The 19,095-nt window shown below is 32.1% G+C and carries 15 protein-coding genes and 1 pseudogene; 9 read left to right on the forward strand and 7 right to left on the reverse strand.

The window, feature by feature from the left end; translation table 11 throughout:
• Positions 1-40 precede the first annotated feature (40 nt).
• The gene (locus tag COJ46_RS01410; RefSeq protein ID WP_141437762.1) at positions 41-301 is read right to left on the reverse strand and encodes a DUF4190 domain-containing protein; all 261 of its coding nucleotides are present in this window, start codon (positions 299-301) and stop codon (positions 41-43) included.
• A 575-nt stretch (positions 302-876) separates the two neighbouring features.
• Here COJ46_RS01410 and COJ46_RS01415 point away from each other — a divergent pair.
• From COJ46_RS01415 to COJ46_RS01440, 7 genes are all read left to right on the forward strand, one after another.
• Positions 877-1,644 carry a hypothetical protein gene (locus COJ46_RS01415; RefSeq protein ID WP_097974346.1) on the forward strand — a complete coding sequence of 256 codons (768 nt, stop codon included), beginning with the start codon at positions 877-879 and terminating at the stop codon, positions 1,642-1,644.
• A 407-nt stretch (positions 1,645-2,051) separates the two neighbouring features.
• Positions 2,052-2,168: a hypothetical protein gene (locus COJ46_RS25180; protein ID WP_176522461.1), complete on the forward strand. Its 117-nt coding sequence runs from the start codon at positions 2,052-2,054 to the stop codon at positions 2,166-2,168.
• Between the two features lie 357 nt (positions 2,169-2,525).
• The gene (locus COJ46_RS01420) at positions 2,526-2,933 is read left to right on the forward strand and encodes a hypothetical protein (protein ID WP_097974344.1); all 408 of its coding nucleotides are present in this window, start codon (positions 2,526-2,528) and stop codon (positions 2,931-2,933) included.
• The gene (locus COJ46_RS01425; RefSeq protein ID WP_097974342.1) at positions 2,930-3,499 is read left to right on the forward strand and encodes a hypothetical protein; all 570 of its coding nucleotides are present in this window, start codon (positions 2,930-2,932) and stop codon (positions 3,497-3,499) included. The genes COJ46_RS01420 and COJ46_RS01425 overlap by 4 nt, the downstream gene beginning before the upstream one ends.
• Positions 3,500-3,802: 303 nt before the next feature.
• Positions 3,803-4,561 carry an FtsK/SpoIIIE domain-containing protein gene (locus COJ46_RS01430; protein ID WP_097974340.1) on the forward strand — a complete coding sequence of 253 codons (759 nt, stop codon included), beginning with the start codon at positions 3,803-3,805 and terminating at the stop codon, positions 4,559-4,561.
• Between the two features lie 540 nt (positions 4,562-5,101).
• On the forward strand, positions 5,102-6,547 hold the full coding sequence (locus tag COJ46_RS01435; protein ID WP_176522460.1) for a spore germination protein: 1,446 nt from the start codon (positions 5,102-5,104) through the stop codon (positions 6,545-6,547).
• A gap of 569 nt (positions 6,548-7,116) precedes the next feature.
• Positions 7,117-7,317: an alpha/beta-type small acid-soluble spore protein gene (locus COJ46_RS01440; RefSeq protein ID WP_097974336.1), complete on the forward strand. Its 201-nt coding sequence runs from the start codon at positions 7,117-7,119 to the stop codon at positions 7,315-7,317.
• Positions 7,318-7,702: 385 nt separating this feature from the next.
• Here the strand turns inward: COJ46_RS01440 and COJ46_RS01445 are convergent.
• The 4 genes and pseudogenes from COJ46_RS01445 to speB form a co-directional block, all read right to left on the reverse strand.
• Positions 7,703-9,025 (reverse strand): annotated as a pseudogene (locus COJ46_RS01445) (IS1182 family transposase).
• Positions 9,026-9,080: 55 nt separating this feature from the next.
• Positions 9,081-10,706 (reverse strand): amidohydrolase, encoded by a 1,626-nt coding sequence (locus tag COJ46_RS01450; RefSeq protein ID WP_097974335.1) that lies wholly within the window; start codon positions 10,704-10,706, stop codon positions 9,081-9,083.
• A gap of 23 nt (positions 10,707-10,729) precedes the next feature.
• Positions 10,730-12,085 (reverse strand): APC family permease, encoded by a 1,356-nt coding sequence (locus COJ46_RS01455; RefSeq protein WP_097974333.1) that lies wholly within the window; start codon positions 12,083-12,085, stop codon positions 10,730-10,732.
• Between the two features lie 39 nt (positions 12,086-12,124).
• A complete protein-coding gene (gene speB, locus COJ46_RS01460; protein ID WP_097974331.1) occupies positions 12,125-13,066 on the reverse strand; it encodes an agmatinase in 942 nt (313 codons plus the stop codon).
• Between the two features lie 196 nt (positions 13,067-13,262).
• Here speB and COJ46_RS24270 point away from each other — a divergent pair, with 196 nt between their 5' ends.
• On the forward strand, positions 13,263-13,412 hold the full coding sequence (locus tag COJ46_RS24270; RefSeq protein WP_176522459.1) for a hypothetical protein: 150 nt from the start codon (positions 13,263-13,265) through the stop codon (positions 13,410-13,412).
• A gap of 195 nt (positions 13,413-13,607) precedes the next feature.
• Here COJ46_RS24270 and COJ46_RS01465 read toward each other — a convergent pair whose 3' ends face one another.
• Positions 13,608-14,774: a tyrosine-type recombinase/integrase gene (locus tag COJ46_RS01465; protein ID WP_097974329.1), complete on the reverse strand. Its 1,167-nt coding sequence runs from the start codon at positions 14,772-14,774 to the stop codon at positions 13,608-13,610.
• A gap of 382 nt (positions 14,775-15,156) precedes the next feature.
• Here COJ46_RS01465 and COJ46_RS01470 point away from each other — a divergent pair, with 382 nt between their 5' ends.
• Positions 15,157-16,167, forward strand: a complete 1,011-nt coding sequence (locus COJ46_RS01470) for a helix-turn-helix domain-containing protein (protein WP_097974328.1) — start codon at positions 15,157-15,159, stop codon at positions 16,165-16,167.
• A gap of 855 nt (positions 16,168-17,022) precedes the next feature.
• Here the strand turns inward: COJ46_RS01470 and COJ46_RS01475 are convergent.
• The gene (locus COJ46_RS01475; protein WP_097974326.1) at positions 17,023-18,867 is read right to left on the reverse strand and encodes a hypothetical protein; all 1,845 of its coding nucleotides are present in this window, start codon (positions 18,865-18,867) and stop codon (positions 17,023-17,025) included.
• Between the last annotated feature and the right edge of the window lie 228 nt (positions 18,868-19,095).

A 19,095-nucleotide genomic window follows, 5' to 3' on the forward strand; every position in this document is an offset into this window, starting at 1 on the left:
TAACTAACGCATTGCGTTAGTTGTATAAGTCACTACAAAATTATTTAGTAAAAAAGTTAACACAGATTGCTATTAGACCAACTAATAAAGCAAGACCGTCAATAAATATATATACAATGCTAATGATCTTTGCTGAACGAGCTAATCCTTTCCCTTTTTGATTGAATTTTTCAATCTCTTTCAAACTTTGATTTGATATAACTATACTAATAGTAGCTAGTATTAAACCTATTATTGGTATTATAAGTGACACTATTGCCAATATTAACGCTACTTTTGATTTTGCGTTCGTTATTTCCATTAAGTTCCAACCTTTTTCATTTTTATTTATTAATATTTTCTTACATTCCACAACAAGAGATTTTAACACCAAATTTAACCTTATTCTACAAGTAAAATTCCCCAAAAGTTATAAACTAATCTGCTAGTTAACAACAAAAAAAAGACTACGAAAGCAGCCTTCTTGATACTGAACTAACGCATGTATTAGTTCTATAAGATTGTTTTAAGAATCAATTAGATGTAGAACGGAGTTTATAATTAGAATCGAAGAAAAAGATGACTTTGTAATATTAGATGGATATGAAATAGAAGGTTTTATTGAGAAAACGCAAGGAGTGCTTTGAACTAATTCCACGTTATCAATTCTTTTTAGCTCCATACTCTCTTCCCCTCATAACGCAATAAAATGAATCTATAATTGGTTTTATTATAAGGAAAGAAAAATAAGACTATCTTTAAAAGTAAAACATTACCAGTTGAGTAACGATAAAAATACATTCTTGAATCGGTTAATACCGTATAAAATCTAAGATGAAGGACTTACAAGGAAAGTGACTGGGTGAGAGGCCGGTAATAAAAATAGGGGGAACATCAATGACAAGTGTTATTATCGTTCTATCAGTATTAGCAATACCAGTTCTACTAGTTCTTGCAATTATTCAATTATTTAAAAAGAATAAAATGAAAGCGAAAAGATTCGCATGGTCATCATTGATTTCATTAGGAATTTGTTTAACTACAGCAATAATTTCTTCTCAAATTGATGCTCATAAAGAAGCGGCTGTCGAGAAAGCAAAGATAGAAGCATATCATAAAACACCCGAATACAAAGCATTAGTTGCCAAAAAGAAAGCTGAAGAGCTTGCAAAGAAAAAAGCTGAAGCTAAAAAGAAAGCTGAAGAACTTGCAAAGAAACAGGCTGAAGCTAAGAAGAAAGCAGAAGCACAAAAAGCGGCAGATTTAAAGAAAGCACAGGAGGAAAAAGAAAGAAAAATAAAAGAGACTAAAGCAAAGGCCATAGCAGAAGCAAAGAAAAAAGCTGAAGCTAAAATTCAAAGCGATTTGGACACACTTAAACAGTTCTATAGTGGGCTAGCTAATGTGTATATTGACAGAGACGATAAAGCATTTTTAGTAGAACATTCTAACGATATTGATTTGATTAATTCGATGTTTCAATTAGCTAGAGGTGGAAATGAATATGCAGACGCACAGCTAGATACTTACCGACAATCGGCACTAGATGCATCTACTTATATTAGCAAAGATTGGAAAATTAGAGTATTAAACACTGAAATGGCGGACAATGGGCATTACTTTTACTTTTTCACTGCTCAAGCAGGGCATAAGGTTAAAAACTAATAATAACTTTTAAGGACTTCCCTTTATTTCGGAGAGTCCTTTTTTAGTGACCGTATAACGCGTTTTTAGGTAATTTTTGATCACTCCATAAATAGGTTGATGCAAAATATAAGAAAGTGACAATAGTGCATAGGTTGATAAAAATATTTTTAAGGAGCATTTTTGCCTACGCTCGTTTACTATAATAAGGTTATATTCAATGAAAGCGACAGCTGAATTTTTTCATCTAGTGCGTTCAAAAAAGTGATGATTAATATAGTGGAATAATAATGAGTTTGTTTATCCTTTTTAAACGTAAATGGTATAGCGTAAATAATGGAAAAAAATTTAGGTAATGAAATATAACGTTGACTTCAGTTGGAGGAGTTAGAACTAAGCTTTGTAATTAGCTTTTAGGTAAATCATGTATGGTTACTTGCTTAATTAATGAGAACAATTTTTTATATGAAAATGAAAAATTTGTATTAAGCAAAGATGGAGCAAAAATCTTTATTAATGAATTACAGAATTCTATAACAAAATAAAAAAAGCTAGAATTAGGAACTCTTATAAATTCCTATTTTCTAGCTTTTTTGGTTTTCTTAGATACTATTTTAAGGCCACTCTTTTGATTTTTTAATTCTGCAAATGCTCTTGCAAGTTCTTTTGAAACTCCTTGTTTTGCTACTGAATTCATTATGGCCACCTCATTTAATATTTTTATTTAGTATGCCCATTGTAGAAAATTTTCATTCAATTTAGCAACTTTTCTTCAATTTAAGTTCTATCTTGTCCACTACTATCGTATAAATTTCACAAGACACTATGACATTTTGACCCGATAACCCTAACTTAAATAAAAAAATAACACGAAAGTTTGCTTAATAGAGAGGGGGAATTAAATGGTCTCATTTAATCCAATGTTTAATGATCGGAAAGAAAAAAATATAAAAACTGAGCCCGTGCAAGCTCAACAGGTTCGAAAAGTTCGTAAAGTAAGGAGTGATAAGAAGAAGGACATTCGTATCCCGTTAAGTTTAGAAGCGAAGCAGCTAATAAAAAAATTAAGTTTTCAATATAACACTTATCCTACCGTCTTAACAACCGATATCCTAACAGAAGCATTATATCGAATGAATGAATTTGACGACGTTGAATACCCACAGTCTTCTCATAAAGTAGTAGCGAAAATTGACCAAGAAACTTTTATTCAGTTGCAAAATTATTGTATTCAATGGGACTGTAGCATTCGTAAAGCAGCTCATCGGGTAATCGTAAATAGTTTAAGGAAAGAAGGCCATTTGATATGAGCAATATTTATAGTGACTACGATATCATTGGTACAGAATTAGATTATCTTGAAGGGAAAAAACTCGGATTCTTTTCTTTTAAAAAGAGGGTCAAATTATATAAGGAATATCCATTTAAATTTGAGATACCATCAAAGGACTATTTACGAGCAAAAGTATTTTGTTCAGATGTCGAAGAACTAGCTGAATATAAATTTTCAATGGAAGATTTTATCACAATTTTATATGAAGACTTCATGCGTAATATTAGAAAAAATAATGGTGATCTACTGAAAATGTACAAGTTAATATCAAGCAGAGATAAACGATTACAATTACTTTCAGGAGGGAAACAAAAACATCTAAAAGATGAATTTGTAGTGGAGGTTTCTTGTACGATTCAGAGGGAAGAAGCGCTAAAATTTGAAGTTTTATTAATGGAGATTGAAGAAATTTATAACGTCTTTTATTCAGTGGAAGATGTTTTAGAAATTTTGGTTTCAGACTTTATTTATGAACTAAGTATTGGAAATTTAAAATCAATTATGACCAAAATCGTAAAGTATTGGAATACTCCTAATGAATGACGATTTTGGTTATGGAGGGATAAAATTCACTGGCTGATTTTATTATTTTCCATAACTGCCTATTCGGTATGTTCAACGGAAAGTAATCGACGTAATAAGTTGTAGTGAAAGAGCGCTATTAGATGGAATGGAACTTAAAGCAACTAGTGCACTTTACCGAGTCTGTATTACATTTTCTTGTTCTCCAAGTCTATTTCACCGATTAGAGAAATTATTAGGAGACTGGAAAGTGAAGAAAGTAAATGAACCTTCCAGTTTATCCTATATTCATAGCAATATCATGTCTGAATACGAATTAAGTCAATGGCATATCTGGTTGAACGAGTCATTACAAAATCTGAAGAAGCAATCAGTTTATTAAGTTCGTTAGTTCAAGAAATGGAAAAACGATATGAATTATTTAAAAAAGAAAAAGTTCGCAATATAAGTCATTATCGTAAGAAAAATCATACTATAAAGAACATCGTTGTCATAATTGATGAATTTGCAGACTTATTTCTGTACGATAAATCAGTTGAAGATTACGTCTGTTTATTAGCTCAGAAAAGCCGAGCTGCAGGTATCTTTTTGTGCATTTGTACTCAAAGACCATCGGTTGATGTGGTGTCAGGTTTAGTCAAAGCAAATCTCCCTAGTCGATTGGTATTTAGACTTACTAGTACACATGATTACAAAACCGTACTTGATGGTAAACCACCATTTAAACTAATAGGGAAAGGAGATAGTGTTGCTCAATTAGAAAGTAAAGAAAACTTTATGCGTCTACAAAGCTGTCTAGTCGCCCCAACAGATAGTGAAGTAGATGAAATAATTGAGCAACTTACCACTTCAAAAACAAATAGTGGCAAAGAAAAATATACTTTACCAACTTCAAATTTACCGCCTTCAAAGAAGGAAATAGTTTGGAATTTTATTATTCAAACAAATGATACTAGGTTACGTTCTATCTTGAAAGAAGTTTGTGGCGATATGGGGGAACTAGTCCAAATCATGAGAGAATTAGTAAGTGAGGGTAAGTTAGCAGCTCCTTCCGATAAGGAAAGAAGATATAAAATAATTTAACAAATGAGAATGAGCTGTAAAGAGTCAGCTCATTTTATTAGAACCATTCATAACACCTGCTTAAGATTGATATCTTAATTATACGATGAAAAAATCCCCATTCCTCAAAAATCATGAGGAATGGGGATTTTTTATAGGGACTTTTTCAGTGCCCTCGTTCAATTCAGAGATCATCTGCTTAAAGTTGCATAGACTTTTTTAAAATGTCCTTTACAATGGGTACACTTTAATTTTTGCCCGGTTTTTCTTATAATATACTATTTTGCTAGTATGGTGAAAACTTCCTTTAATATAACGTATTAGAAATATTTTCACTAGTTTTCAACAATAACGGTATATGTTGTTCCATTGATTTTTTATTCCAGCGAAAAGTGGGGCCTGAAATGGCTGCTCAAACCATAAGGTTTGAGTATTGAGCATTTCTTTGTTTTCTATTTGTTAATTTTTTAAGGTTAGAAGATAAATTGGTGAATTTAGGTCAACTACATAATATGGAAAAAACTGCTCATACTAACAAAAAAACGTCATAGGAGCAAGTATGTGAATAACTTAGAACAATCAACTATTTCGGTTAGTTTAGATAAGAATATTCAGTATTTAAAAGAAAAATTCAATTTTTCTTCAGATCTGAAAATTAGACAGTTTACGGTTAATGATGAAATTATTCGAGACTCTGTCATTATTTATTTAGATGGCATAACGAATACACAAAACATTCAAGATAATATCCTTACACCTTTACTAAGAATCATAAAATTTGAAAGTATTGATGCTATCATTTCTCGTCACCTTTCAATTGTCGATGTAATCAAAATTACAACTTTTGATGAAATATTGGCTGGTTTAACCAAAGGGAAGTCATTAGTATTAATTGATGGTTATCCTGAGGGGATTTTAGCAGATACTTCTGATTGGCAAATGAGATCCATCAACGAACCTGATACTCAAAGGTCGATAAAAGGTTCATTAGTAGGTTTTAATGAGCAAATAAAGGTGAATGTCAATTTACTCAGAAACATGGTACAGTCACATAAGCTTAGTGTTGAAAATTTACAAGTTGGTAATGAGACAAAGACGGATGTAGCCATAATTTATATGGACGGATACGTTGATCAAACCGTTTTAGATGAAACAAGAAAAAAAATAAAAGAGATTGATGTTACTTATTTATTAGAAGCACGAGTTATTGAAGACGCTTTAGAAGGGAAAAAAACATTATTTCCACTTGTTTTTACATGTGAACGACCTGATGTCGCAGTTTCGGCATTATATGAGGGGAGAGTTGCCGTTCTTGTTAATGGTATTCCTTATACACTTATTGTTCCTACTCTTTTTCTTCACTATTTTCATCAACCAGATGAATATAATTCAAAATCTGGACGATATGGAAACCGTTTTTTGCGTTTTTTTAGCTGGTTTTTTTCAATTATTTTATTGGGAATGTATATAACGATTGTTCGATTTCATCATGAATGGGTTCCTGACCACTTCGCAAAAATATTTTTCGAAAAATCGGATACACTTCTTCCTGCAATATTGGAAATTATTTTCGTAATGATTATATTTCAATTACTGACAGAAGCGTCCCTACGTATACCAAAATCCACAGTCATTATTGTTTCACTGATTGGTGCAATTGTAATAGGACAAACTGCGGTTACTGCAAAAATAATTCATTCAATTACTTTAATCATTGTAGGAATTAATTTTTTATCTAGTATCGCAATTGCTGCTGGTGGTTTATATGGGTCGGTTTTAACATTGAGGATTACCTTTCTATTTTTGGGTTTCTTTTTTGGCTTAAAAGGTATCATCATTGGATTAGTAATCTTGTTAATTTATATGGCGTCACTAAAATCATTAGGCGTTCCATATTTAGCACCATTCATTCCATTTCGTCCAAAAGAGATGAAAGATGCGTTTATTCGTGGAGATTTACGAAAGTTAATTAATAGTAAGCATACATATCCTCACAAAAAAAATTAAGTGACAAACAACGAAAATGAGTTTGATGTTCCAAGACCGGATTGTAGTTATCAGAACGAAAAGCATGTTCAATTAAATCTATTGTATTTAAATCTATTAATAACATATTGATGAACTTGGCGCTAATACATATGAGACGGTCATAAAATAATTTGTTAAGTTGATCGTCTTTTTTTAGAAAAGAATGAAGAACACCCTACCACGTAATCAAGCTATTACTTTTCCATTGCACAAAAATTGCACGGACTTACTAGAAGCAATAGAAATAACAGACTAACGGTGCATAAATTTACATCGACCGCTTGATTAAATGGACTTAAACGACCTAAAATATTCAGTAATACTGAATAATCCTCGTACTCTGTAATTGACAGGGTAGGGGTCGCAGGATCAAGTCTGGAACATACTCTAACCGCTTGTATTTCAAAAGGCGGAACGTTGTAATAGCTCATTTTTTCTATTTATGGGTAATTTTAATTAATTTGAATAGTTATTAATTTTAGAGCAATACTAACTCCAATCTGATAATCTCTTATCAGACAAACTAATATTAAAGGAGCTAAAATATCATGGCAAACAGATCTTCAAATCAATATGCTGCACCAAATGCTCAATCTGCAATTGACGGAATGAAAATGGAAATAGCTACAGAGTTTGGAGTACATTTAGGACCAGATTCAACTGCTCGTGCAAACGGTTCTGTTGGTGGAGAGATTACAAAACGATTAGTTCAAATGGCTGAACAAAGCCTTGGTGGGTATACAAGATAAGTATTAAGATATTAGATAAAGTTGAGAGACTCGTACAGAAATGAGTCTCTTTTTTTATGTCCACTTTCTAATACAATTTAGGATAAAAGAACTAATTAATTAGGTGTTTTATCTTAAAATATATAGTTTTTGGATAAAATGGTTAAAAGTGGGAATGAAGATGGAAGTATATATATCGTACTTTAAATTTATCGTAAATTCACATTAAATAGACAGCTGTAGATTATAATAACTTCATCCTTTTGACATAAAGTTTTCAGAAAGAAGGCTGACTAATTGAAACCTCTTAAAAATAGTTCAGTAGATGAACTGCAAAAAGTTGAAGCAAACCTTAAGAAGTATAATTGGATTTTGATGTTAGATGCAGTGATTACTATTCCATTTATTATGCTATTTTTGGACCACTCCAAGTCGAGGTGGCCATCTTTTTTAAATTCATGGATGCAAAAGTAAGCATCGCCTGCATCGACAATTTTTTAAGTCCCCTTAAAGTTGTCCATCACATGCCATGCTTTTCTTTCGCATCTGCGAAAACACGTTCAATCGTTTCTTTTCGCTTCGCATAGATTGGTTTTACTTCTTCATGATGACGCAGATGCTCTGCTTCCTCGATGTATTCTTGCAAAATGTGACGAGTCACCACTTTTTGATGATCCTTGCTCTCCGTACATTGTGCTAAAAAAGGGCATGTCGCACAAATCTTTTTAGGTGATTTGTATTCACGATAACCTTCTTTCTTAGTAGTTGAATATTTCAAAACTTCTCCTGCAGGACAAAGGTAACAATGCTCATCATAAACATACTCTTGTTTTCGAAAAAAACCTTCTTTTGTTCGTGGTCTTGTGTAAGGTAAAGCTGGTGTCATTTCGTTATCAATCAAGAATTTCGCAATAGCTGGTGTTTTGTATCCTGCGTCTGCCGTAACCGCAGCTGGTTTTCCTACTTTGTCAACTACTTTTTTTACTAATGGTTCCAAAATTTGACTATCATGTACGTTCCCCGGAGTCACTATACTTCCTAAGATAAAGCCATTTCGGTCTGAAGCTGCATGAAAAGAGTAGGCAAATTGTTTGGTCCTTTCATCTTTTACATAATAGTCACTTTCCGAATCAGTTGTACTCTCTTTGATTTCTTTTTCTTCTTCTTTCTCAAACTTGTCCGGGGGAAACGGCTTTTTTCCATGGTCTTCACGATCTTGATTTATTTCTGTTTGAAGCTGTTCCTGGTAAGCTCGGGTCTCTTTACGAACGACTTTCTTTTCGAATTTATGCTTATTCGCACTCGCTTTCACATGGGTAGAATCAATGAAACGCAGCCAATTTCAAAATACGATAGAAAATCTGTTCAAATAAATCGGAATCTTGAAAGCGACGCTCATAGTTTTTACTAAAGGTTGAAAAGTGAGGTACTTTATCGTAAAAGCCATAGCCTAAAAACCAACGATAAGCCATGTTTGTTTCCACTTCTTCAATCGTTTTGCGCATGGAGCGAATGCCAAATGTATATTGAATAAAAGTTAACTTAATTAAAATAACTGGATCGATGCTTGGACGACCAACAGGAGAATACATGTCTTTCACCAAATCATAAATAAATGAAAAATCAATTGATGATTCTATTTTTCGTACTAAGTGATTGTCGGGTACAAGTTGATCAAGTGCAATCATCTCTAATTGATCTCTTGAATTGAATGATGTTTCGAAAGCATATATCTCACCTCAAGAAATTTTTACTAATTCTATTTTAAAACAGAGCTAATTTTATTATTTTATTGTAGAGAGAGTTTTATCTTTTAAATAGACAATTTTTCCGTCACTAATTGTCATTTGAACTGAAGCTTCAAGAATTTCTTCTTTTTGCATCTGAAACAGATTTCGATCTAGCACAACAATATCAGCAAGTTTTCCTTCTAGAATTGTCCCAAGTTCCTGTTCTCTTGATGTACCAAAAGCAGAGCCGTATGTATAAGCTTTTAATGCATCTGATAGGGTGATACATTCTTCAGGAATCCAAACTGCCTTGCCACTACTATCAATTCGAGTAATAGCTCGATAGATTTGCAGTAAAGGATTAAACGAATCAATTGGGAAATCAGTTCCAAAAGAAAGTTGGGCTCCCGTCTTTTTAATTGAATTAATGGCAAATACATATTTTTCGCGTTTAGGACCTATTCGTTCAGTATATGTCTCTCTCTCTGATAGGGCAAAGTGATCTGGTTGCATCGAAGCAATTACACCTAATGTAGCAAATCGTGAAATATCATCTGGATGAATGACCTCAATATGTTCAATCGAATGACGTGAGTCTCTTTTACCGTTTATATTTTGTGCATTTTCATATGAATCAAGCGCCAAACGGATTGCAGCATCGCCAATAGCATGAAACCGAATATTAAATCCATGATAATCTGCATCAACAACCCAATTTTTTAAATCTTCAATTGAATGTGCAGGTAACCCAAAAGTTTCAGGAGAATCCGAATATGGCTCTAACATAAAAGCTGTGCGGCTAGTCACGACACCATCTATAAATTGTTTTAAGCCGGAAACTCTTAATTTATCAGATTGATATCTTTCCCTTAAATGTAGGGCTTCTTTAATATCTCCGTTCAAAACAGGATAGAGATGCATTCTTACTGGAAGTTCATCTTTTAGTTCAAATTCTTTAAAGATTTCAAAGTCATCTAATAGACTCAACGTTTCAGTGCCATATAAATTATTTACTGAAGTTACACCATTACGGCTAGCTTCTTTTAGGAAGCCTCTAAATAATTCTCTTTTTTTATCTTTTGTAAAATCATATGCATATTTTGTAATGAGTGAAGAAGCTTCTTCAATTAGAATTCCTGTAGGCTCTCCATTGGAAGACCTTTCAATGATACCGTTTGGCGGGTTTTTAGTCTGTTTATTTATATTAGCGATATTTAAAGCTTTAGAGTTCACCCAAGTATAGTGACCCTCAGCATGGAATAAAACAACAGGACGATTTGGAAATACCTCATCTAAAGAAAAACGAGTCGGAAATTTTTTGTTTTCCCAATAGCTGGAATCCCACATAAAACCAATAATCCAGTCATTTTCAGGAATAGATTTCGAAAATTCTTTAACGATCTTAACAGCTTCTAATTCTGAGCGCGCACTAAAAAGATTGACACTTTCTAATGAGAGACTCCCCATCATTGCATGAACGTGAGAGTCGTGGAAACCGGGCATAATCAATTGATTCCCAAAATGTTGGATAATTGTATGTTCGCCAATAAGCGTATTCATCTCTTCAATAGGTGCGACTGAAATAATTCGGTTTTCTAATATAGCGACTGCTAAAGGTCTTGGTTTATCCTCAAGCCCAGTAAAAACAGCTTCGCTAGATAGGACAATATCAGCTTTCATATTAATCTCCTTATCTGGTAATTTTACAATTGAACATCTAAATTTGTTTCATTAAAGTCTAATTCAGGGGGCCGTTGTCTGAAAAATTTTGTTAAGTAAAGTAAATAAATTAGACCAGTAGTTAGCCAAATACTACCTAATACCATCGAATGAATATCTAATTTTGACCAAAATAATGCAGTGATGGCTGCACCGATGAACGGAATAACACCATACAATATCATTCCTTTAAGATTTCTCTGTTTTTTTCTACCTATAAAATGATTAATCACTGAAAGATTAACAAAGGTAAATGCGAATAGGGCTCCAAAATTAATAAAGGCAGCTGCTGTATCTAAATCTAAGAAAAGTGCTGTCAATGAAATACAACCAATTATAATAATATTGAAAATTGGAGTCCTATATCTTTGGGAGATATAACCAAAGATACGATTAGGAAGGATATTTTCACGACCCATCGCATATAAAACTCTAGCACCACTACCACCCGAAGCTACAGCAGAGGAAATAGCAGCAGTGACTGTCACACTTAGGAAAAAGGAATTTAATATATTTCCACCAACATACATAAATATGTCTACTACTGCTGAGTCAGGATCTTTAAAAGATGTAAAGTTCGGATAAATGCTTTGAGCAAAATAAGTAGAAGCAATAAATAAAATGCCACCGATGATTGTAATCAAATAGATTGCCTTAGGTAATGATTTTTTTGGATTTTGAGTTTCCTCAGCTAAAGTTGTTACAGCATCAAAACCTAAAAAGCTAAAACATAGTAATGGAACAATCGATAGCAGATTTGAAAAATGAACTTTTGGATCAAGGAATGGGGTAGTCGATAATAAATCTCCTGTTCCTTTCCCATCGATTAATCCTTTTATACTAAAAAGACAAAACAGAACGATGAAAAGAATTTGTAGTGCAAGTAATATAGCGCTTACATTTGTAGCGAATTTTATTCCAAGAATATTAATAAGCGTAACGGTGATTACAAATATAAAAATGCAAATAGAAACAGGAATAATCGGTAAATAAGCATGAATAAAAATTCCAAATAATAAAGCACTAATCATTGGGCTAAGCAAATAGTCTAATAAAATAACCCATCCTACAAGAAATCCAACTGATGGATTTATTCCTTTTTGAACATAAGTATAGGCTGAACCAGTCGTAGGAAACTCTTTCACCATTTTTCCATAGCTGTAAGCAGTAAATAACATAACAACAAGTGAAATTAAATATGCTGTTGGAATCATTCCATTCGTTGTTTTAATTGCAATACCATAAGTGGTAAAAACTGTGATGGGTGCCATAAATGATAGTCCGAATAAAATTACGTGTCCTAAGGAAAGTGAACGTTTTAATATTGGAGAATTATTCATTCAATTTATCAACTCTTTCCAAAAGTATAGTTACCATTTTTATTTGTTCATTTTATTGATTCGCAATGTAGCTAAGCTAGCAAATTCATGAACAAGAGTAGCTGCTAATAGTGATGTAATTTGAGTGGGATCATAGGATGGAAGTACTTCAACTAAATCAAATCCAATAAAATTGAAGTCAGTTAATGATCGGATCATTTTTAAAGTCTCCATACTATTGTATCCGCCTACTTCTAGTGTTCCAGTTCCAGGCGCACAAGAAGGATCGACAAAATCAATATCAAACGTTAAGAAACATGGAGTATCACCAATTACTTCTTTCAATTCTCTTAAAATATCTTCAAAACCTCGTTCATACATATCAGGAGTTGTAATAACATTGTAGCCTAACTCATGACTAGCATCGATATCTCCAGGATGATTCAATGTACCTCGAATTCCTAATTGGAAAACCTTGTTTGGAATGAGTAATCCTTCTTCATGAGCTCGAATGAAAGGAGAGCCGTGCCAGTATTTTTCGTCATAATAAGTATCCCAAGTGTCAGTATGTGAATCAAAATGAATCATTGCAACTGGCCCATGCTTTTTAGCTGCTGCTCTAAGGTTTGCAAGCGTAATCGAATGGTCACCACCTAAGGCGATTGGGATAATATTTTGATCCATTAATTTAAACAACGCATCTTCAATTATTTTATAACTACGGTGGATATTATGCGGAATAACGGACACATCTCCAATATCGATTGCATTGCTATCATCAAATGGATATACCTTGTGAATTGGATGATATGGAAATAGGGTCATAGAAGCTTGGCGAATTGCTTGAGGTGCAAAACGAGCACCCACACGAAACGATGCAGCCGTATCAAAAGGCATACCAACGATTGCTAATTTCACATTTTCTTTTGCAGACGGTAATCTCATAAACGTTCCAGTTGTACAAAACTCAGGTTTTACATCAGGGGAAAGTGGATATTTCATAAAAAATCATCTCCTATTTTTTTGTTTTTAATATTAACTATCGGTAGTTAGTTTAATATGATTATAGATTGTTAAATCTGAATAGTCAAACTATTTTATATTCAATTAGGAATTATTTTTTAGCTCAAATTCCCGGATATAACGACATTTATTGTAAATAATAAAATTGTTAAACAATTAATAAAGGAGGGATTTTATGCCACAGAATCAACAAGGTAAAGGGAATATGGGTACGAATATGAAATCAGGAACGAATCCGCAAAAAGTAAAACAACAAATCCAAAATGATGTAAGCCAAGGACAAGGAGCAATGACTTCTCGTGAGGCAGGGGCAATGCGTGATTAAAAAACCACTTTAAGTGGTTTCAGACTGTAGACAACAGTATTTATACTGTTGTCTTTTTAACTAATCCTTTATCAAAAGTTTTGTCTTTAGTTACAATTATTTTTTCAATTAAATTTAAAAAAAGAAAGTATCTTAAACACTTACTTTTTTTTAGGTTTATTCAGTTTCTTCTATTATATATGTTTAGAATGAAACTCAGAATGTAATATTATTCTTCCATACTAAACCAACATTTGTATCTCGTTTTTCATGTTTTGCCAGGTAAATCTGGGTTGTTTTTATATTTTCGTGGCCGAGTGACGTTGAAATAGAGTAGATATCTGCCCCATTTTCTCTGCTGAATATAGCATAGAAATGACGAAAAAAATGGGCCGAGATTTTTCCGTGGCGTGTATGATGTTGTAAGAACGGCAACTTTGTTCGACTGATCATTTCAGATACAAACTTAGATAAATGATTTGGGCTATAAGGTTTCATTTTACTAGTTAAAATTAAATAGGAATCATCTAACGAATCTAATTCTATTCCTAATCCCTTTCTTTTTCTAAATTCTACTAGTGCATCAAATACATAATCCATGATATAAACTTCACGCTCTTTACGACCTTTCCCCATAATTTTTAGCCAATAACCACGATGATCTTTTGAAATATCCTTCCATTTTGCAGTAGCTAATTCAGCTGCACGTAGACCTGAAGTAGCTAGTGTAATCAGTATTGGGTAATGAAGAAGGGAGTTCTTGTAAAACTCTAAAATTTGTTTAACTTCTTCATAAGCTATATCACGATTCGGTAGATCATTACGAGTAACATTTACTGAAACAAGTGAGTAGTGAAGGGGATGTTCAGTATATTTTTGCTCATATAAATACTTGAAGAATCCTTTAAGTACCACCAATTTTTTTGCTATGGTGGTTTTTTTATATGGTTGTCCATTTCGACCTAGTGGAGCTGCTATTAACCATTTTTGGTAATTAAATAGATGCCTTGGCTCAAGTATTCTTAAAATACTTGGACTATCAATGTGGAATGTATCATCTAATAAGATTTGTTTATTCTCAACCAAATGGTTATAAAACAATAAGAGTTCTTTTATATATGTTTTTCGTGTTTGAAGATTTTTACTACCACTAACATTATCAGTTTCATATAAATCTCCAATTTCTTTTTTCTGGTAGACAAAACGATAAATCATATCAATATCAGAAAACGCCTCATGTACATCTACTTTATACTTTTCTGCAAATTCCTGAGAACGATCTAAAATCTGAATTTGTTCATTTGTTAATGAAAGTGGATAGTCATTTATCTTAACTAACACTTCGTAATTCTTATTAGCAGGAAATAAACTTTGTACTTCCATTAATGCACACTTCCTTTCAATACTTTACCAAATAATAGAAATTTAATTGTTTCTTACTATATTAAACTATTTAAATATTAATATCCATACTTATACTTTAAAGCATGGTATATCGAGTTAAAACATAAAGTTAGCTTAATTAATACATATGTTTATCACTATAAAAGTAATAAAAGAGTCCATTCTTTTACTTTATTTGAGTATTAAATATTACGTATTTTAACTTTATATTCAAAGTCCTATTTGCAATATACATAAATACGAATCTTGAGTATAATATTTATAATTCCATTTTTCACCCAAGAAATGGAACAGTTAAATAAAACTTCTAAACTACTTAGGATGCAAAAAACTTTATTAAATAAATGGAAGAGGGAAAAAATTGAGAGAACAACAACTTGAAAATGAAGAAGTATTAACAACAAAACAAGTCATTAATTACCTAACTGAAGAGTGGGGAAAAGAACCTTCCTTAAACATGATTTACTATTATGTAAGGGAAGGTAAATTAAAGCCAAAGTATGAAGATAACTGGCGCATTGAAGGAACTTTGCAGTTTGATAGAGTTGTAGTTGAAGAATTTTCAAGAGAATTTAAACGACCAGAGGGGTATACACTTTCTGAAGTATCAAAAATGGTCGGTTTACATGTAACTACACTTCAAAAGTATATTAAACATGGCTCATTAGACGCATCGAAATTTGATTATAAAGGTAAACCTACCTATTTTGTCTCTAACAAAGCATTAGATAGTTTAAAAGAATCTGATAATGTAAATATGAGTAAGTCGAAACGAAAATCCTTCTTTACAAGGGATAAACAATTTTACTTATTCCAATCATTTAGAAATGAAACCACGAATGATTACGGACGCATTATAAATGTAAATAATAATATCCCTACATTATTAACCGCCCATGGAAAAGAAATAATAGGATCAGCCATTAAAGATAATGGTTATGAACCGATCTATAAAGTACCTACTTTCAAACGAATTACTAAGAAAGTCTTTGCAATATTTGAATTACAAATCCCTAATAATATAAATAGTAAAGAGTATCGGGTATTTGATTTTCTTTATAATTTTATTGGTGCGGAAAACATCAACATTGAACAAGACTCATATAAAATAATCCTTAAAATTAAACCAGTATTTGTTCAATTGAATAATGAACTTCTTGATAATTATCAAGAAACTATTTTGTTGCTTGAAAGAATATTAAAAGAGGGCGCCATACAAATAAGACATAATGGAGTATATTTCGGAACAGATATTGAAAGTATTACAATTAATGTTCCAAAGAGTATTAAAGAACAATTACGTGGACTTGCTAATGAATCGAATTTATCTATCGAAGATTATATTAAAGAAAAATTAATAAATCTATTATAAAAAGAAGAACAGAATAGGTATATATAATAGGAAGAAAGTGGTGTGAAAATCGATAGAAGTAGTTGATCAAATTGACTTATTCAATATTGAAGTTGGGAAGGATACTAGAAAAGACTTGAAGAACTTCAAATTAATATTCAGACACAATTCTTTTTTAACAATAAAACTGTAAAAATTAAAGCTATAAATCCATAGCAATACGATGTTAAAAGCTGTATATGTTGAGAAGAAAGGGGTAATTGCTAATTCAAAGGCTTCTAAGTAAATAGCTAATTACTGATGTTCTGTTTGGTTTAAGGTAATCAACTACAGATATGAAGAAGGTATTATTTCTCCTCTTAGACAGAGCGAGTTAGAGTTACATATACCAAATTAGAAAGAAAATTAAATGATAAGTTCCTCTACAAACGGGCGTATTTCTGAAAAAAGAAATACGCTCTTCTAAATGAATTACCTAGTTTATTAAGTGGTCCTTCTTCAAATGTAGGATCCATCCTCTATAAATGAGTATTCATATGCGCTCTTTTACTTTTATTTCTTCAATTACAAATACCTTATATTTATTTTCTAGGCAGTTCTAGGTATACAGGTAAAAATAAAGAGATTTAACACCAATAATATAATTAATTATATTATTGACATATATTACAACATATAAAATAACAATATTTATAAGTGTAATATTAATGATACTATAAACATATATACTTTAAGTAGTTATTTGTTGAAACCATCCTTTTGTATTCCATTTTTAATTGAAGTCGATAATGTATTAACAGATATTCAGTTGCTTCTTTCCAGTTTTAATGATAAAGATGGAAAGTAAACAGAAAAACTCTAACCAATTTTCAGTAGTTAGAGTTTTGATTTTCTTGCTTTATCTTTCAGCCAATTTAACATCTTTTCATCATTTTTCTTATTTTGTCGCTTATTTTCTTTTCGGATATAACGAGAAAGGGTAGTGTGCGCGATTCCCATTTCTTCTGCGGACTGGCGGATACTCATATTTAAGGCAACAATCGTCTCTTTCATGCTTTCAGGTGTAAGGGTTACCTCTGTTGAAATAATAAGATCGAATGATTGTTGCTCGGACTTTATTGTTGGTTTAGTATCCATTTTTTTTTCTGATTCATATTCAACTGATGCAGCTATTTCACTACTAACAAATTCTGATTGTGGTGTGAGAATTTCTTCATTACTTAGAGAAGCTATCTTGTCATAACTAAATTCTTGCATACGTTCGATTATTTTTTCATCAACTGTATAGTTAGAATTTACCAACAATTTTTTTTGATTTTCTTTTACGACAATATCGGTTGGTAGAATGATCAAATTAAGTTTAGACCAATAATTTTGAAACCAGCCTTTTTTACCAACTTGTTCTTCATGCACAGGTTCCGTATAGTCCCAACTTTTAATTACGCCATCTTTTTGTAATTCATCTAATACGTTTTCAAACTTGTCCCTCGTTTGTACTCCATTGTAACGTGCGGAGATATCTATTACTTTTAACAGAGTTGATACTTTAAATGGTTGCTGCAATGTGCGCTTAATGGTTCTGATTTTCCATTGGAGGTTTAAGTATCGAGTTAATCGCTTGTGTTCACGTTGTGTGAAATGACTATACTGAAAGACTTTTAAATCTAACAAACCAAGTGATCGGTTAGGACCATCTAAATATGGAGTCAAAACAGATGTTGGTTTTACTTGTACCGCATAGATTCCTTTAGGTTCACCAGATTTTTTATCATATGCCACACGTATTTTACCAATTTCAAACATTCTTTGAAAATCTTTAAATTTATAGAGCTCATTATCCTGAATTTCTTGAGTATTCACCACTTTTACTTTCTGATCGCCAAGAGATATCCAAATACTCGAAAGGGCAGCAACACGTTTCATGATATTGAATCGATCTTCTTCACGAAAGTCGAGCACTTGTCCTTTTGCTGAACGTTTTTTAAGATTTCTAAGTCGCAGAGCATCGTTACTATGAAATTCAATGTAACCGTCACTGCTTTTTGGAGATACCATCCATAAATAGGTAATTAAATCAAAAAGGTCCGCAGTCATTTCATCCAATGAATGGATGGTGGATTCAATCAACTCTAGCCACATTTCTTGCTGATCAGAAGTTAAATCGATATTTTGTGACTCAAAAGGTCTAAGTTCAGCCAATCCTCTTACTTTACCACGATTGTCAATAATCTCTGTTGCTAAATAGCCTTCTTCTCCTTTTTTAAAATCTTTTTTCTTTGTTACAATATCCCTCATCAGATGAAAGTCCATATCCATACTGGAATAAATATAATCACGTTTTAATACATCATCAATTTTTTCTTCGTTGACGCTTCGTTTTACCTCATCATTAGGAAATTCCTTAATTAAGTGGCCAGCTAATATCACTCTGATGGTGTCCGCATATTTTTCAACTGCTTCAATAATCATTTGTTTTGTTATATATTTTTCAAAATATAAAGTCTGAGTGAATAAGAAAAATAATGCTCTAAAGCTTGGTCCCATTGCACTACATGGGGATTGATACCTAACCTCATCTTCTGTCATATGATAGGCTTCAGTTTTCCATTTCTCAATTATATACTGGCGATCTTGAAATAGTCGTTTCGTTTCTTCAAATATACAAATTTTTAATATTTCATAGTTTAAAATCTGATGATCTAGTATTCTTTCATATTTCACCGACAAGAACATCCTCTCAATCTGCACCAAGTAATGTGCAAAAAATCAAATCACTTTACTTATTTTATCATAAAATGCACCACAGGATTGTTATTACATCAAGGATTTTCACAAAATGAACAGAAAATGCACCAAATACTACACAGGTTCCGCTGAAATAGATAAAATGCACCGAATAAATGCACCGAATACTACACAGATTCCGCTAAAATAGGTAAAACGCACCAA

Source organism: Bacillus sp. AFS077874 (assembly GCF_002566505.1).
Taxonomy (GTDB): domain Bacteria; phylum Bacillota; class Bacilli; order Bacillales; family Bacillaceae_G; genus Gottfriedia.

What these genes read in the sequence shown, in the direction of transcription:
- COJ46_RS01425 (WP_097974342.1), top strand. Translation starts at nt 2,930, where the DNA reads ATGAGCAATATTTATAGTGACTACGATATCATTGGTACAGAATTAGAT.
- COJ46_RS01410 (WP_141437762.1), bottom strand. Translation starts at nt 301, where the DNA reads ATGGAAATAACGAACGCAAAATCAAAAGTAGCGTTAATATTGGCAATA.
- COJ46_RS01465 (WP_097974329.1), bottom strand. Translation starts at nt 14,774, where the DNA reads ATGGAAGTACAAAGTTTATTTCCTGCTAATAAGAATTACGAAGTGTTA.
- COJ46_RS01455 (WP_097974333.1), bottom strand. Translation starts at nt 12,085, where the DNA reads ATGAATAATTCTCCAATATTAAAACGTTCACTTTCCTTAGGACACGTA.
- COJ46_RS01420 (WP_097974344.1), top strand. Translation starts at nt 2,526, where the DNA reads ATGGTCTCATTTAATCCAATGTTTAATGATCGGAAAGAAAAAAATATA.
- COJ46_RS01450 (WP_097974335.1), bottom strand. Translation starts at nt 10,706, where the DNA reads ATGAAAGCTGATATTGTCCTATCTAGCGAAGCTGTTTTTACTGGGCTT.
- speB (WP_097974331.1), bottom strand. Translation starts at nt 13,066, where the DNA reads ATGAAATATCCACTTTCCCCTGATGTAAAACCTGAGTTTTGTACAACT.
- COJ46_RS01415 (WP_097974346.1), top strand. Translation starts at nt 877, where the DNA reads ATGACAAGTGTTATTATCGTTCTATCAGTATTAGCAATACCAGTTCTA.
- COJ46_RS01440 (WP_097974336.1), top strand. Translation starts at nt 7,117, where the DNA reads ATGGCAAACAGATCTTCAAATCAATATGCTGCACCAAATGCTCAATCT.
- COJ46_RS24270 (WP_176522459.1), top strand. Translation starts at nt 13,263, where the DNA reads ATGCCACAGAATCAACAAGGTAAAGGGAATATGGGTACGAATATGAAA.
- COJ46_RS25180 (WP_176522461.1), top strand. Translation starts at nt 2,052, where the DNA reads ATGGTTACTTGCTTAATTAATGAGAACAATTTTTTATATGAAAATGAA.
- COJ46_RS01430 (WP_097974340.1), top strand. Translation starts at nt 3,803, where the DNA reads ATGGCATATCTGGTTGAACGAGTCATTACAAAATCTGAAGAAGCAATC.